15 protein-coding genes are annotated in these 13,509 nt (G+C 35.0%); 6 read left to right on the top strand and 9 right to left on the bottom strand.

Annotated elements, in window-relative coordinates; genetic code table 11:
* Positions 1-28: 28 nt before the first annotated feature.
* The 4 genes from B5X62_RS13805 (at position 29) to B5X62_RS13820 (ending at position 3,692) form a co-directional block, all read left to right on the top strand.
* Entirely contained in the window at positions 29-853 is an 825-nt protein-coding gene (locus tag B5X62_RS13805) for a GIN domain-containing protein (protein WP_079668039.1), read from the top strand.
* 108 nt (positions 854-961) lie between these two features.
* A complete protein-coding gene (locus tag B5X62_RS13810) occupies positions 962-1,606 on the top strand; it encodes an outer membrane lipoprotein periplasmic chaperone LolA1 (protein ID WP_079668041.1) in 645 nt (214 codons plus the stop codon).
* A gap of 96 nt (positions 1,607-1,702) precedes the next feature.
* The gene (locus tag B5X62_RS13815) at positions 1,703-3,160 is read left to right on the top strand and encodes an LptF/LptG family permease (protein WP_079668043.1); all 1,458 of its coding nucleotides are present in this window, start codon (positions 1,703-1,705) and stop codon (positions 3,158-3,160) included.
* Between the two features lies 1 nt (position 3,161).
* The gene (locus tag B5X62_RS13820) at positions 3,162-3,692 is read left to right on the top strand and encodes a GNAT family N-acetyltransferase (RefSeq protein WP_079668045.1); all 531 of its coding nucleotides are present in this window, start codon (positions 3,162-3,164) and stop codon (positions 3,690-3,692) included.
* 74 nt (positions 3,693-3,766) lie between these two features.
* On the opposite strand, the gene purE is transcribed toward B5X62_RS13820, so the two are convergent.
* Positions 3,767-4,267: a 5-(carboxyamino)imidazole ribonucleotide mutase gene (gene purE / locus B5X62_RS13825; protein ID WP_079668047.1), complete on the bottom strand. Its 501-nt coding sequence runs from the start codon at positions 4,265-4,267 to the stop codon at positions 3,767-3,769.
* 142 nt (positions 4,268-4,409) lie between these two features.
* On the opposite strand from purE, the gene B5X62_RS13830 reads away from it, so the two are divergent.
* Complete coding sequence (locus tag B5X62_RS13830) at positions 4,410-5,315, top strand: DMT family transporter (protein WP_079668049.1); 906 nt, start codon at positions 4,410-4,412, stop codon at positions 5,313-5,315.
* Here the strand turns inward: B5X62_RS13830 and B5X62_RS13835 are convergent, their stop codons facing one another.
* Positions 5,316-6,023 (bottom strand): ATP-binding cassette domain-containing protein, encoded by a 708-nt coding sequence (locus B5X62_RS13835; RefSeq protein ID WP_079668051.1) that lies wholly within the window; start codon positions 6,021-6,023, stop codon positions 5,316-5,318.
* Complete coding sequence (locus B5X62_RS13840; RefSeq protein ID WP_079668053.1) at positions 6,020-6,304, bottom strand: import component protein; 285 nt, start codon at positions 6,302-6,304, stop codon at positions 6,020-6,022. The genes B5X62_RS13835 and B5X62_RS13840 overlap by 4 nt, the downstream gene beginning before the upstream one ends.
* A gap of 352 nt (positions 6,305-6,656) precedes the next feature.
* Here B5X62_RS13840 and B5X62_RS13845 point away from each other — a divergent pair, with 352 nt between their 5' ends.
* Positions 6,657-8,480: a helix-turn-helix transcriptional regulator gene (locus B5X62_RS13845; RefSeq protein WP_079668055.1), complete on the top strand. Its 1,824-nt coding sequence runs from the start codon at positions 6,657-6,659 to the stop codon at positions 8,478-8,480.
* Here the strand turns inward: B5X62_RS13845 and B5X62_RS13850 are convergent.
* The 6 genes from B5X62_RS13850 to B5X62_RS13875 all read right to left on the bottom strand — a co-directional run bounded on the left by B5X62_RS13850 (position 8,477) and on the right by B5X62_RS13875 (position 13,501).
* A complete protein-coding gene (locus B5X62_RS13850) occupies positions 8,477-8,833 on the bottom strand; it encodes a DUF488 domain-containing protein (RefSeq protein WP_079668057.1) in 357 nt (118 codons plus the stop codon). The genes B5X62_RS13845 and B5X62_RS13850 overlap by 4 nt on opposite strands.
* Before the next feature lie 41 nt (positions 8,834-8,874).
* Positions 8,875-9,327 carry a hemerythrin domain-containing protein gene (locus B5X62_RS13855; RefSeq protein WP_079668059.1) on the bottom strand — a complete coding sequence of 151 codons (453 nt, stop codon included), beginning with the start codon at positions 9,325-9,327 and terminating at the stop codon, positions 8,875-8,877.
* A gap of 94 nt (positions 9,328-9,421) precedes the next feature.
* A complete protein-coding gene (locus B5X62_RS13860; RefSeq protein WP_079668061.1) occupies positions 9,422-11,665 on the bottom strand; it encodes a nitric-oxide reductase large subunit in 2,244 nt (747 codons plus the stop codon).
* An 11-nt stretch (positions 11,666-11,676) separates the two neighbouring features.
* Positions 11,677-12,405: an iron-sulfur cluster repair di-iron protein gene (gene ric / locus B5X62_RS13865; protein ID WP_079668063.1), complete on the bottom strand. Its 729-nt coding sequence runs from the start codon at positions 12,403-12,405 to the stop codon at positions 11,677-11,679.
* An 83-nt stretch (positions 12,406-12,488) separates the two neighbouring features.
* Positions 12,489-12,896 (bottom strand): c-type cytochrome, encoded by a 408-nt coding sequence (locus tag B5X62_RS13870; RefSeq protein ID WP_079668065.1) that lies wholly within the window; start codon positions 12,894-12,896, stop codon positions 12,489-12,491.
* A gap of 26 nt (positions 12,897-12,922) precedes the next feature.
* On the bottom strand, positions 12,923-13,501 hold the full coding sequence (locus tag B5X62_RS13875) for an SCO family protein (protein ID WP_079668067.1): 579 nt from the start codon (positions 13,499-13,501) through the stop codon (positions 12,923-12,925).
* Between the last annotated feature and the right edge of the window lie 8 nt (positions 13,502-13,509).

Below are 13,509 nucleotides of genomic sequence, written 5' to 3' on the forward strand. Positions count from 1 at the left end.
CTATTATAACATTACAAATTATATCACTATGAAAACAAATAAAATCTGTGCTATCTTATTAGGTTTAAGCCTTACATTAAGCGCTTGCAGTTACTCAAAATCTAATGGCGAAACCGAATTTACAATCGGAGGTTTTAACATGGGAAGCAACGAAGGCAAAGGCGCTTTGACCGACAAAACTTACACTTTTGATTTTGATGAAATAAAATCTTCTAATGCTTTGGACGTTGAAGTTGTAAAATCTAGCACCGAAAAAATTGTTGTTAACGCACCATCGGATATTATCGACCAAATCGAAGTTGTACAAGAAGGCTCAGCTGCAGTTATTCGTATTGCGAGAGGCGTTAGAAATGTTTCTACTAATCGAGTTAAGGTTAAAGTCTATGCTAAAGATTTTAACAAATTATCAGCTTCGTCAAGTTCGACAATTACCGTAGCAGACGACTTTAAATCGAATGGTTTTCTCCTAAATGCATCTAGCTCGTCAACTATTAAAGGGACTTTCGATGCACCTTCTATCAATATCCAAGCAAATAGCAGCGCAGACGTTGTGGCAAATATTATGTCTAAAGATGTTATTGCACAAGTTTCTTCCTCGGGAACTATTAGCCTAAAAGGTCGTTCAGAAAGTATTAATGCTCAGGCTTCATCATCAGGAGATGTGGAAGGTGCAGAATTTACAGCAGACTCTGCCATGTTACAAGCCTCATCATCAGGTGGAATAAAAATAGGCGTTAGAAATTCGGTATCGGGAAGTGCATCTTCTAGCGCTGATATTGTTGTCCTAAAACGAGGGAATCTAGAAAGTAAAAATATAAAAGAAAGCAGCTCGGGTTCTGTCACTATTAAATAAAACTAATTTTTTGTCCTATTTGTGCGGTTTGGCATACAATTGTATGTTTAGACTTTAACTTCTAAAAACTAGAAGCATCTAAACTATACGAACTAGAAAAGAATAAAAATGAAAAAATTATTAGAAAAGACAACTTTGGTGGGGCTTTCATTATTCACATTTGGATTGTCTTTTGCGCAAAAAATTGACCAAAAATCACAAAGCATTTTGGATGCTGTAACATCTAATTATAAGAGCAAAAAAAATACTTATTTCAAATTCACTTATGGTTCAGGTTCTGGAAAAGTAACCAAAGCCGAAACTGGGATTTTCTATTCTAGCAATGATAAATACAAGTTAAAAATCATGGGAATAGAACAGATTTTTGATGGTAGCAAAGTCTACAACATCAACGATTCTGACAAAGAAGTTACGATTGCAAAACCAAATGATAGCGATGTGATGTTTTCGCCGCTTAGTTATTTAGAATCTTATAAAAAAGACTACAATGTAACCTATGTTGGCAAACGAAATGTTAGCGGAAAATCTTTGGATTATATCAAGATGACGCCTGTTAAAGAAAATGGTCTTTCGCAAGTTAATCTTTATGTTAACAGCGCCCAAAACAAATTAGTAAAACTAGAACAAATCGCTACTAACAACCAATTAGCAACGATTAGCATTAGCGATTACAAAGAAAATCAAAACTTATCTTCTAATGTTTTTAGCTTCGATAAAGCGAAATATGCTAAATATTTAATCACAGAACTTTAATTTTATCATTAAAGCTTAAATATAAAAAGTCATAATGTCTTTCGCATTATGACTTTTTTGCTGTATTTTTGACGTCAAATTAGATAATTTTTCCATTTGAAAAAGTTAGACAAATATATCATTAAAACCTTTTTCGGGCCATTTTTCTTTATATTCAGTGTCCTGTTTTTCATCTTCATTGTCAACATCATTTGGGTGCAGATGTCGCAATTCACGGGTAAAGGGCTGACCTATTGGGAGATTATTAAGTTTTTGTTCTACATGAGCGCGAATGTCGTGTCGATGGTTTTGCCATTAACGATTTTGCTATCTGCCATTATGACCTTTGGAGATTTTGGAGAGCGTTATGAGCTCGCTGCGATGAAAGCTGCTGGTATTAGTCTGACGCGAGTTATGGCGCCACTTTTTATTACGGTGACCATGATGTCCTTTGTGCTATTTTTGTTTTCAAATAATGTCATACCCGACTTCCAACGGAAAGCTAAAAATATGTTGTTTAACATTGTTTCTAGTAAACCTGCTCTTAATTTTACACCTGGAGTTTTCATCGATCAAATCTCTGGCTATTCTGTAAAGTTTGATAAAATTTCAGGAGAAAATAAGGAAAATTTAGAAGGTGTTTTTCTTCACAAAAATTCAAATTCTTACGAAAACCAACAAACGATTATTGCCAAAAAAGGTCGTTTTGCAAAAGCACCAGATCCTAATTATTTAAAACTAATCTTGTATAGCGGTTACATCTACGAAGACGATATCGCCAACAAAGCTTATAACGAAAGGTTAAATCAGCCCAATCAGTCCATTAAATTTGATTCCTTAGCATTTCACTTCGATATTAGCGAATTAATTAATCAAGCCATCGAAAGTGAGAAAATCACGGATGATTATCGTTTTCAAAATTATTTTGAAGTCAACGAAACACTTGCCAAAACCGATGAAAACAATAAGGTTAGCATCAATAGTATATCGAATCAGTCGATGATGACGGTCAATGCTTATGTTCAATATTTAGATAATCCACATAATAAAATTAAGGTTGATCCAACGCCAAACTTTACAGGTGAAGGTCTCGCTGCGGACAAAAAAATGGAAGTCTTTTACAATGCTTACGTAAGACTTAACAACCTGAAAGACAGCAACAAACAATCGCAAGACCAAATCTTGGAAATGAAAAAATACAAGAACAAAATGGTCATTTACCAACAGAGAATCCTCTCTTATTCAGTGACTTGTATTATTTTCTTCATGATTGGTGCGAGTCTCGGATCCATTATCCGAAAAGGCGGAATGGGACTTCCCGTCGTTATTGCGATTATCATTTTCATTATTTTCTACGTCATTAATTTGAGTGTCGAAAACTTATCTTGGAAGGGACAACTCGATCCATACTTGGCAACTTGGGCGCCAAACATGATTTTGTTCCCGTTTGCTATTTGGCTGACATACAAAGCTTTAACAGACTCTCAACTATTTGATATTGAGAAATATCGAACTTTGTTAAAACCAATCACGAAAAGATTTACAAAAACTAAAGAACACAAACGTTATCAATAATATGGAATTCTCGCTGCAACCACGATTAGAAAACGATTTTTTGATTTTGGAACCACTTCAAAAAGAAGATTTCGAAGCTTTGTACAAAGTTGCATCCGAAAAGGAAGTTTGGGCGCAACATCCCAATCCTGATCGTTACAAAAGAGAAGTTTTCCAAAACTTTTTCGAAGGTGCCATACAAAGCGGAGGTGCGTTCAAAATTTATGATAAAAACTCTGGCGAATTAGCAGGAAGTTCGCGCTTTTACGATTACAATGATGCTGACAATAGTATCTTAATTGGTTACACTTTTTATGGAACTAATTTTTGGGGAACTGGGCTTAATCACAAAGCGAAACGCATCATGATGGACTATATTTTCCAGTATGTTGATAAAGTTATTTTCCACATTGGCGCAGAAAATCTACGTTCTCAAATTTCTATTTCTCGTCTCGGTGCCGAAAAATTTGACGAACAATTGGTTGAATATTTTGGAGAAAGTCCAAAATTAAATTTCATTTATCAAATTAAAAAAGAGAATTACCTGAAATAATTTCATTTTTAAAATTAAAACCTCATACATCTTAAAAACATATGAGGTTTTCTAAAATCGAATAAGCTCGAATATTAATCGTATTGGTTCGGATGTTTAGCTTTAATATCGCTGACCGTTCCCAAAACTTTTTCTTTTAAAGAATCTTGATATTGCTGCATTTTGTTAGAAACATCTTCATCAGAAGTTCCTATAATTTTAGCGGCTAAAATTCCAGCATTTAGTGCACCATTTAATGCAACAGTTGCCACAGGAATTCCGCCTGGCATTTGCAAAATGGACAAAACCGAATCCCAACCATCAATAGAATTACTCGACAAAATCGGAACACCAATCACAGGAATCGTCGTGCAACTCGCCACCATACCAGGAAGATGCGCCGCCCCGCCAGCTCCAGCGATTATCACTTTCAGTCCTCGTTCTTTTGCTTTTTGTGCATAATCGAACATACGCTCTGGCGTTCTGTGCGCCGAAACCACTGTCAACTCGTAAGGAATTCCTAGTTTTTTTAGAAAATCTGCTGCTTGTTCCATAATCGGAAGATCGCTTTGACTTCCCATAATTATTCCTACCATTTCATTTTTTATTAGATTTTCAAAGATAAAAATTAATAAAAGACGAAACCAATTTGAATAAAAATTGATCTGTAAAAAGTATCTGTAAAGCCTATTTTGCCCTCGAAAAGTCTATCTTTGCAACTTCTTATTTCACTAAAACTTGAAAAACTACAAATTACTTTTCGCCATTTTAACCGTCGCACTCGTCTGGGGAACCACCTTCATGGGAATTCGCGTTGCCGTAGAAACAATTCCGGGCTGGTTTGTAGCGGGAATTCGTCAATTTTTGGCAGGATTAATTATGTTGACCATTCTATTATTTCGTAAAGAATTAAAATGGATTGGTTGGAAAAATTTTGGATACCAAATTGTTTTTTCGGTTTTAATGTTAGTCATGGCAAATGGTCTAACCACCGTTGCTGAAGAAGAATTAAGCAGTAGTTTGGCGGCGTTAATTAGTGCTTGTTCTCCTATTTTAGTCTTTATCGGAAGTCTATTTTTAGGTTTACAAAAATTTAGTTTTAAATCATTATTAGGCGTTATCATTTGTTTCAGCGGGATTCTAATGATTTTTTGGGATGGATTACAAGACCTTGCTATTCCTGAATATCGAAACGGCATTATCATGATGTTTTTCGCAATTTTAGGTTGGGCAGGTGGCACTATTTTCACAAAAAAAATGAATATCAAATCCGAGAATATTTCGCTTAATCTGGTCTATCAATTTTTATTTGCAGGCGTTTTCCAAATTCTATTAGCATTTTTAGTAACTGACAACTATAATTTTGGAAATTGGAGCTCGAAAAGTATTGCTGCAATGCTCTATTTGGCGGTTTTTGGTTCTGTTATTACCTTCTTTGCGTTTCATTATGCGTTGACAAAAATTAGTCCGATTCAGGTTTCTATTTTATCTTATATCAACACAATTATCGCTATATTTTTGGGTTGGCTGTTGCTAGATGAAAAAATCACCATTCAGTTTATTTTGGCTGCAATATTGATTATTTGTGGTGTTTTCATTATCAATTATAAGCCCGAAATGTTTAGAAGAAAAGTTTTAAAATAGTTACAAAAAAATCTCTTTTTGCATATTCAAATCCTTTAAAAATTCATGATCGTGAGAAATAACGAGCAAACTTCCTTTGTAATCTTGCAAAGCAGAAGTTAGGATTTCAACATTTTCCAAATCGAGGTTGTTGGTTGGTTCGTCCAAGACGATTAAATCAGGCGCTTTTCCTATAATTGAAAGACAAGCAAGCAACAATCGCATTCTTTCGCTACCACTTAAACTTGAGACTTTTTTGTTCCAAACTTCTTTTCGAAATAAAAATCTTGTTAAAATTGTTTTCAATTCGTGGTCGGGAATTGGAGTTTTATTAAAATGCTCGGCTTGGTCTAAAACACTGAAATTTTCATTTAAACTCGAATAATTTTGGTCTAGATAAATGGATTTAAAATCTACTTTTTCAATTTTTCCTTTTGATGGTTTCAAATCTCCGAGAAGAAGTTTTACCAACGTTGATTTTCCAGAAGCATTATTTCCTTTAATTGCCCAACGTTCGCCACTTAAAATCTGGAGGTTCAAATCTTCTTTCCACAAAAAATCGTATTTATATTTAAAATTAAGCTCCTTCACATCAAACAAAATTTTTCCTTGATGCAAAGCAGAATCATCAAAATTAAATTTCATTTGTTGCAGTTGCGAAACTTCTCGTCTTAACTTCGATAAATCCTCAGAAATTCCGCCAATTTTTTCAGCGTGAACATCTTTCATTTTTGAACTTGAATTTTCCGCTTTATAGCAGCATTAATAATTCCGATGACAACCAATGCCCAAACGACATAACCTATATATCCTAGGAAAGTCAAACTTGGGACAATCATGACAATGATAAAGAAGGCAACATTGAAAAGAATCCCAAAAATAACAAGTGCCAAGCTTTGCTTAAGATGAAACTTTAAAAAATTATCAGCATTATCTCTTCCAATAAAAAATGCGATTAACCATCCTATTAAAGGGATATAAGAAATGATTGCTAATGTTTTGTTGTCCATGTTATTGTATTTTAAAAGTTAGTTTCGATTTTAAAATCTGACGACTCGCTTATCCACAACTATGGAAATGAAATTGGATAAGCGAAGTCAATCAGTATCTAATCATTTGTGTTTTCTCTGAGGACAAAATTCTGCATCTCAGCAACGAAAACCTAACAATCAATCACTACCTTCCTACTACAACATCAATTTCACACCTACTACAAAGCTACTACAACTATATTTAAAATATTAATAATCAAATATTTATAAAAATTGATTTAAAAAAAATAAAATACTTGATCAATTAAATTTAGTTTTTTTGTCATAACTTATTCCTCAGTTAAAGTATTCAAGCTTTACAACACAAAGAATGAAAGACAAAATTTTTATAGTTTTTTTATTGGGATTATCAGTGTTTACTTATTCTCAAAACAAATATTTGGACAGTCTAAAAACGATTGCTCAAAAAGAAAGTACTCCAACAAAAGAAAAAATGAAAGTTCTTGGACTTCTTACCGAAATGTATCGAAGTGAAGAACAATATAAAACGGCTTCTGATTACGGAAAACGCTTTTTACAACTCGCTAAAAAGGAAAAAAACGACCTTGAAATTACAAAAGCTTATGCCTATCTTGGTATTATCGCCAACAATCAATCGCTTTACGAGCAAACCAACTTGTATATTGATTCTGCAAAAGTGGTTTCTTCAAAGTCCAATAATGCTTTAGCGAAAGCCTATTCCGAGTACTTGCAGGCTTATCAAAATTTTGGATTTCAAGATTTAAAGAAAAGCATGGAACATACACTTGCTGCTGTTTCAAGCGCCGAAAATCAAAAAGATTATGAGATCGAATTTAAGCTTAATTACATGCTTTATAGTCTCTACACCAACTGGAATGATTTACAAAAAAGTATGAAATATGCGGAAGCAAGCGTCGCTTCTGCAAAAGCTTCGAACAACAAAAATTATTTAAGTAACGCCTATTCAATCTTGGCTGTAGCGCATTCCTATCTTTATGCGAAAACTAATAAAAAGGAAGATTTAGCGGCTATTTTTAAATTTTCGGAAGAGGCCGCAAGTCTTTATCAGAAATTTCCAGGACATGTTTCAAATTACACGTATGCTTTAGCACGAAATAATATTGCAAACTATTATTTGAGTTACTATCCAAAACTTACGCCTGATTTGGTTAAAAAAATAGAATTTAATGTCAATGAATCGCTTTCAATTTTGCAAAAAAGCAGCAATAGCCAGTCTTTGCAAGCAGGAAATCTTGGGATGCTTTCGTATCTAGCACAAGAAGCTGGTGATTTGGATAAATCTGAAGCTTTGTTATTGGAAGCCAATAGAGTTTTACAAACTGAAAAACCATTATACTATCCCATGTTAATACAAATTACAGGGGATTTGGCGGGACTTTACAAGAAAAAAGGAAACTTAGAAAAAGCCTTGGAATATCAGGAAAAAGTTACGGAACTCAATAGTTTGTTATTTGATAAAACACAAATTGAAAGTGTAAAAAAACTGGAAGCGCAATTTCAATCGGAGAAAAAAGCAAAAGAAATTCAACAGCAAAAAAATCAGAAATTATGGTATATCGCAGGTGGAATTTTAGCTTTAATAGGAAGTTTTTTCATGTTTCGATCCTATCATTTCCGATTAAAATATGCGATACAAACACAGAAACAATTGGCTTTGGAAAAAAGTGAAGCTGATTTGCAAGTTCAACTTCAAAAAGAGGAGCAAGCTCGTCTGAAAGCTGAGCAAGAAGTCTTGACCTTACAACAAGAAAAATTACAAAATGAAGTGATGGCGAGTCAGCTTCATCTAGAGCATAAAACCAATATTCTTCATCAATTAAAGGAAAAATTGAACGACGATGACAACGTCAATATCGATAGAATAATTCGAGAAGAAAACCTTTTGGACAAAGATTTTGAACATACGAAGTTTCAAATACAGGAAATTCATCCTAACTTTTTTAAATCGATTCAAGAAAAAGCCAAACAAAAATTGACCGACCTCGATTTAAAATACTGCGCTTATATGCACCTCGGCATGAACACCAAACAGATTGCAAATGTCCTAAACATCGAACCTAAAAGCGTGAGTATGACCAAATACCGTATCAAGAAAAAATTTGATTTGGATGCAGAAACCGATCTTGTTCAATATATTAAGGGGATTATTTAAGTTGATTCTAAACTTTCTAAATATGCTTTTAAAACCAATGGATGACAATGTTTTTCATCTTTTGCGGCATAAACCAAAGTCAGGATTTCTTGTTTCTGAAGGCGTTCTAAAAAGTCGGGACCGAAATTATTTTCCTTGAGTTCTTTTAAATATTTTTCAGAAAATTCTTCCCAACGCTTTGGATCGTGATGAAACCACAATCGCAAGTCTGTAGAAGGAGCCAAATCTTTGTCCCATTCGTCTAAAGCGGCACGTTCTTTACTGATTCCTCTTGGCCACAATCGATCTACCAAAACTCTGTAACCGTCGGTTGGAGAAGCATCTTCATAAACTCGTTTAAGCAAGATTTTCATTTTTTATTTTAAAGTTATGAAATTTTAGAATGTAAATTATTCTACTTCCAAAACTCATCTTCATACGTATCTTGCTCGTCAGAATGAACTTCGGTAAGGATTTTTCCGATTTCTAAAAGTTGATTTTTAGTTAAATTTTCTTCTAAATGTGGAAACCATTGTCGCTCTTCAAACCGAATATGGTCATCTAATAAATTCGCAAATGCTTCAAAATTTTGAATATTAGGATTTTTAGAAATATCATTAAACAAAACTTCTAAATCTTGATGTTCTTTCGCTACTCGAGTTGAAAATTCGTCTTTTAAATTGGGAAACAAAATTTCCTCCTCTTCTTTGAAATGTTCCTTCAAATGCTGATTCCAGAAATAATCAACATACTTTTGAATTCGGGAAAGTTCAACTTCTTTCTTCAAACCTTGACGGATTTTCCAACAACACAGCAATCCAAAATGATGGTCGTGTGAAAGTGGAATGATGTTTTCGTTACGTTTCATGTTTTTTATTTTTTGAAATATCCTCTTTTTAAAAAAAACTAAAAACCTCACCAATTTTCGAAAAAACTGATGAGGCAACAATATTAAATTTAGTTTATCTCTTCTCTTTTAAAGACCATCCGAATTTTAATCCGATGATGAAAATCACCAATAATAATTCACCGACAGCCAATAAAATATCTCCAGGAACACGCATCCATCGAAGGAAATGCATGATTTCCGTTTGCATAAATTCTGCGGATCTTGCATACCAATAACCTTCTTGGATGGAAGCAACTGCTTGCATAATTCCGATTGGGAGAATACTGATCGTCGTCATCACAAACAATCCGATATTCGTTAACCAAAACGCCCAACCAATTAATTTATCATTCCATTGTCTATCGGGATACAAACCTCTCAAAATGAAGAGCATTAAACCAATTCCGAGAATTCCGTACACTCCAAATAATGCGGCGTGACCGTGAACTGCTGTTGTATTTAAACCTTGAATATAATACAATGCTATTGGTGGATTAATCGCAAACCCGAAGATTCCAGCTCCTAAAAAGTTCCAAAAACACATCGCAATGAAACAATAGATTGGCCATTTGTAGGCTTTGATCCATTTTGTGGATTTACTGATTTGATAATTGTGATAGGCTTCGTAACCAATCAATACCAACGGAACAATTTCTAATGCACTAAAGGTTGCTCCCAAAGCCAAAACCGCAGTTGGTGTTGCCGAGAAATACAAGTGGTGGAACGTTCCTAAAATTCCTCCTGCAAGGAAAATTATCGTTGAAAATAACACCGAAATTGTTGCAGATTTTAATCTTAACAAACCTAATCTTGTGAACAAGAAAGCGGCAACCACGGTAGCAAAAACTTCGAAGAAACCTTCTACCCAAAGGTGAACAACCCACCATCTCCAATATTCAGCGATTGCCATGTGCGTTTGTCTTCCGTACATTAATCCTGCTCCGTAGAACATCGCAATAGCAACTGATGCAATTACGAAAAGCGTTAACATGTGACGGTTTTCGTCTTTTTTCTTCAAGGCTGGTAATAATGCACGTACCATTAAAATCAACCAAAGAATTAAGCCTACCAATAATAGAATTTGCCATATTCTTCCCAATTCAACGTATTCGTAACCCGAATGTCCCCAAAGGAAATTGTCAACGTAACCTAATTTTTGCATTACACCTAACCATTGTCCGGCTAAAGAACCGAAAACAACGATTAACAAAGCACCAAAGAGAATATTAACTCCTAATTTTTGATATTTTGGTTCGTAGCCCGAAACTGCTGGCGCAATGTACAATCCGGTTGCTAACCAAGAGGTTGCAATCCAAAAAATGGCTAATTGTACATGCCAACTTCGAGAGACGGATTGTGGTAAAATTTCATCTAACGGAATTCCGTAAAATGCACTTCCTTCCACTCCATAATGCGCTGTGATAACGCCCGCTAACATCTGAACCAAAATTAAAAGTGCAACTACCCAAATGTATTTTAAGGTTGCGCGCATAGAAGCTGTAGGTTTCATATTTCGCAATGGATCGTCCAAAGGCAAGGCTTCAGCTATTTCTTCTTCTTTGTTTTTAGCATGATAGAAAACCAATGCACCAACGCCCACTAACAACATCAAAATACTGAAACCAGACCACAAATGCAACGAACTTGAAGGCACATTTCCAACACTAGGATCATGCGGCCAGTTGTTGGTGTACGAAACCGTATCATTTGGTCGATTGGTTATACAAACCCAAGTTGTCCACGAGAAAAAGGCATTCATTTTGTCCATTCTCGCCTGATCTTTCACCGTATTTTTGGGGATTGCATAAGCATCTCGAAGCTTGTCCATCGAGGGATCTCCCATGAATAATTTGGAATAATAATCTGCCAACTCTGCCTGAACTTTTACACGTTCTGGCGAAATCGTGATGATTTGGGTCGCTTCATCCAACGTATTGGTACGAAGTTCTTTCTTTAATAAAGATTGATATTTCGCCTGCTCCTCGTCTGGAAGATCTTTGTAGATTTTGCCATCCTTTTTTGCCAACTCATCCAGTAAAAGTGTGGATTCGCGATGCAAATAATCGGCAGTCCAATCGGGAGCAATGTAGGCACCGTGTCCCCAAATACTTCCAACCGTTTGTCCACCAATCGATTGCCATACATTTTGTCCATCTTTTACATCTTGACCCGTATAAAGAACTTTTCCATCAGTCGTAACCACTTTTTCGGGAATTGGTGGGACTTTACGATAGATATCTACGCCGTAAAAAATGAGAACCGCAAAGGAGGCAATGATGACAAAAGCCAGCCAACCCCATAGTTTTTTAGGTGTCATAGTTTTGTTTTTTAGTTATTAACCACAGAAAATTCCTTCTCTAATTCAATTGATTTTGGGAACAAAATGTTGTTTTCCAAATGAATGTGCGTGTGCAAATCGTTTTCGAAATCCTGAAGCATTGCAAACGTTACTCGATAGGTGTTGCAAGCGTCTGCTGGAGGTGTATAATTATTAGTTAGCTGTGCAATTTTCTCCAATCTTTCGCCTTCAACGGTGTGTTCGTGTTTCATCATTTCCACGGGATTTTCTACCGTTCCGAAATGCGGTTGCTCAATGGCTTGACCTGAAATTTTAGAATTCATCATTTTTCGAACAAATGGAAATAAAACCAATTCTTCTTTTTTAAGATGCGCCGCTAAATCTTGTGCTGAAGCATTAAACAAGTCTCGAATTTCAAAAAGTTCAGGATGTCTATCGCCATGAACTTTGCAAAGTTTGTCCAAAAACTGCTGGATAATCGGTGTTTTCTCCTCAACATAACGATGATGCGTTTTTTCCACATAATCTGCCAATAAATCTAATGGCCAAGATTTAAAATCAATTCCGCTTGCGCCTGAAGTTGGAAGATTCTCCAATTCAGAATAAATTTTATTTGGGTCCAAATCCTTTTTATCACAAGCATCTTCGATGGTTCGACCACCTTTGCAACAAAAATCAATTCCATATTTTTTAAAAATAGCTGCCGTTCTAAAATCTTCCGCAACCATATCTCCTATTAAATCTGTTCTCGTGTTCATAATAAAATACTTTTTTATCCTTTATTGTTGTAAAATTTTTTGAAAAAACCTCATTGGAAATTCAACCAATGAGGCATTAGGTTTTATTTTTTCTGTGCTAAAATATATTTCACCATCAGTTTTGCATTGTCTTGACTCAATCCAGCGTGCGGCGTCATTGGGATATCACCCCAAACACCTTTTCCACCTTCAATAATTTTCGTTGCCAAATGATCGATGTCGGCTTCGGTGTATTTTGCAGCAACATCTTGATACGAAGGCCCAACTAATTTAGAGTCTATTTTGTGGCAAGACAGACAATCGGTTCCTTCGACTAAGCTTTTTCCTTCGTCTTCAGGAGACAAAGCTGCTGCTGGTTTTGCTGCTTCTGTTGGCTCTTCAATCATTTTGTTAGATTCTTGTTGTAGAGCTTCTGCTTCTACATTCTCTTTTTTAGAACAAGAAACGATGGCTAATGATGCTACTAATGCGGTTAATACTAATTTTTTCATAGCTGATTTATTTGTTTATTTTTAATTTATTTAAGTTCACTTTTCACGGCTGAAACCGTTTTATCAATATCGATGTTAATGCCTTCTTTTTGATGAACCAACAATCCGTCCTTCGAAAACACACTAATTATATTGGAATGTGAAAAATCCATTGGCGAAATTTGCTTGTATTTCATCGCTAAAACATTGGCTAATTCTCGGGTATTGGCTTCGCTGCTTCGAATAAACAACCATTGCTTTCCGTTGAGTTGATAGGTTTTTAAAAACTCCTGCATCTTTTCTGGCGTATCGTGTTCGGGATCAATAGAAATCAAAACATAGCGCAAATCTTCAGGATTTTTATGTCCAACTTTCGCTTCAATCGCCTTCATATCCAGAGTTAGCTTTGGACAAGCCGTTTTACAAGAAGTGTAAACCATCACCATCGTTAAGACTTTTCCTTTTAAATCTTCCAATTTTATTTTGGTCCCATCCGCTTGTTCCCATTTTGATGATAGATTGAAAATGGAATTCGGGTCCAGATTCTCACTTGTTTTTTCTTGACAACTATTGAGAATTATCAAACTTAAACAAGCGGTTACAATAATTTTAAGTAGATTTTTCATTTTTAAAA

Origin of the sequence: Soonwooa buanensis, from assembly GCF_900167905.1 — a bacterium.
GTDB lineage: Bacteria > Bacteroidota > Bacteroidia > Flavobacteriales > Weeksellaceae > Soonwooa > Soonwooa buanensis.

Excerpts from the sequence above, each read along its gene's own strand:
- B5X62_RS13805 (WP_079668039.1), top strand. The coding sequence starts at position 29 with ATGAAAACAAATAAAATCTGTGCTATCTTATTAGGTTTAAGCCTTACA.
- B5X62_RS13810 (WP_079668041.1), top strand. The coding sequence starts at position 962 with ATGAAAAAATTATTAGAAAAGACAACTTTGGTGGGGCTTTCATTATTC.
- B5X62_RS13820 (WP_079668045.1), top strand. The coding sequence starts at position 3,162 with ATGGAATTCTCGCTGCAACCACGATTAGAAAACGATTTTTTGATTTTG.
- purE (WP_079668047.1), bottom strand. The coding sequence starts at position 4,267 with ATGGTAGGAATAATTATGGGAAGTCAAAGCGATCTTCCGATTATGGAA.
- B5X62_RS13835 (WP_079668051.1), bottom strand. The coding sequence starts at position 6,023 with ATGAAAGATGTTCACGCTGAAAAAATTGGCGGAATTTCTGAGGATTTA.
- B5X62_RS13840 (WP_079668053.1), bottom strand. The coding sequence starts at position 6,304 with ATGGACAACAAAACATTAGCAATCATTTCTTATATCCCTTTAATAGGA.
- B5X62_RS13845 (WP_079668055.1), top strand. The coding sequence starts at position 6,657 with ATGAAAGACAAAATTTTTATAGTTTTTTTATTGGGATTATCAGTGTTT.
- B5X62_RS13850 (WP_079668057.1), bottom strand. The coding sequence starts at position 8,833 with ATGAAAATCTTGCTTAAACGAGTTTATGAAGATGCTTCTCCAACCGAC.
- B5X62_RS13855 (WP_079668059.1), bottom strand. The coding sequence starts at position 9,327 with ATGAAACGTAACGAAAACATCATTCCACTTTCACACGACCATCATTTT.
- B5X62_RS13860 (WP_079668061.1), bottom strand. The coding sequence starts at position 11,665 with ATGACACCTAAAAAACTATGGGGTTGGCTGGCTTTTGTCATCATTGCC.
- ric (WP_079668063.1), bottom strand. The coding sequence starts at position 12,405 with ATGAACACGAGAACAGATTTAATAGGAGATATGGTTGCGGAAGATTTT.
- B5X62_RS13870 (WP_079668065.1), bottom strand. The coding sequence starts at position 12,896 with ATGAAAAAATTAGTATTAACCGCATTAGTAGCATCATTAGCCATCGTT.
- B5X62_RS13875 (WP_079668067.1), bottom strand. The coding sequence starts at position 13,501 with ATGAAAAATCTACTTAAAATTATTGTAACCGCTTGTTTAAGTTTGATA.